We start from the raw sequence: 1,449 nt of genomic DNA, 5'->3' as shown, positions 1-1,449 counted from the left end.
AGTTAACTGCTTATTATCATCACTGAAGTTGCTTAAATCGTTACCAGCCTTACTCAAGTCATTGGATAACTGAGCCGAAGTCGTCTTACCATCGCTCAAGTCCGAAGCCACGTTGCTTTGGTCGTTGGAGAACTGGTTGGAATCGCTGTTGATCTTCGTCTGATCACTGTTGATAGCACTTTGGTCATTACTCAAAGTATCCGACTTAGCAGCTGAGGCGGTAGTGACATCATCACTGTATTCACCCGAATCCTTCGTGTAATCACTTGCCGTTGCACTGGTATCACTCTTCAGATCACTGGTCTGTGCCGAGGTTGCTGCCGACCCAAGGTCGCTAGTTTCCTTCGTCACATCACTATCGATGGCAACTTGATCATCACTCAGACCACCAAGATCGCTGCTCAAGTTACTCAATTCGTTTGAGATGGTCCCCGATGGCGTGTTGGAAACGGCCACGTCACTCGTAAACTTCGTTTGTTCAGAATTGAAATCACTCTGTTGGTCACTAAAGTCACTCAGGTCATTACTCAAACTATTGCTGTCATTGCTCAAGGCATTCGACTTTGCGGTCGTTTGATCACTCGCAAACTCACCAGAATCACTCTTGTAATTAGTGGCATCGCTGGTCAACTCCGTCTTGTCACTAGTCAAGGCCTTAGTCTGATCCGAGGTTCCGTTGGAACCAAGGTCGCTGGAATCCTTCGTGACATCGCTAGTTAACTGCTGGTTATCATCACTGAAGTTGCTCAGATCATTGCTGGTCTTGCTCATGTCGCTAGATAACGTTGCTGACGTGGTCTTGCTATCACTCAAGTCCGAAGCCACGTTGCTTTGGTCGTCAGAGAACTTGTTCGAATCGCTGTTGACCTTCGTCTGATCACTGTTGATAGCACTTTGGTCATTGCTCAAGGCATTCGACTTTGCGGTCGTTTGATCCTGCGTATTAACATTCGAATCACTGGTATAAGTTGTCTGGTCACTGCTCAGCTTATTACTGTTGCTCTTGTAATCACTGTTCTGATCAGAGGTTCCATCGGAACCAAGATCACTTGAATCTTTGGTGGTATCCGACTTCAAATCACTATTATCGTTACTGAAGTTGCTCAGATCACTGGTGGTATCACTCAAATCGCTGGATAGCTTAGCCGACGTGGTACTGCTATCACTCAGGTCCGAAGCCACGTTGCTCTCATCATCTGATACCTTGGTCGAATCACTGTCAACCTTCGTCTGATCACTGTTGATAGCACTTTGGTCGTTACTCAGGGCATTCGACTTCGCGGCCGTTTGATCACCGGCCAACTTATTTGAGTCACTCTTGTAATTAGTAACATCGCTAGTCAACTCCGCCTTGTCACTAGTCAAGGCCTTAGTCTGATCCGAGGTTCCGTTGGAACCAAGGTCGCTGGAATCCTTCGTGACATCACTAGTTAACTGCTTATTATCATC

The 1,449-nt window shown here is 46.6% G+C and carries 1 pseudogene; it reads right to left on the bottom strand.

The features are described 5' to 3' along the window. A pseudogene (locus HC026_RS12270) lies at positions 1–1,449 on the bottom strand (hypothetical protein); the annotation flags it as partial.

The sequence above is a fragment of the Secundilactobacillus angelensis genome (genome assembly GCF_012641075.1).
Lineage (GTDB): Bacteria > Bacillota > Bacilli > Lactobacillales > Lactobacillaceae > Secundilactobacillus > Secundilactobacillus angelensis.
This window is presented reverse-complemented; position numbering and strand designations above follow the sequence as displayed.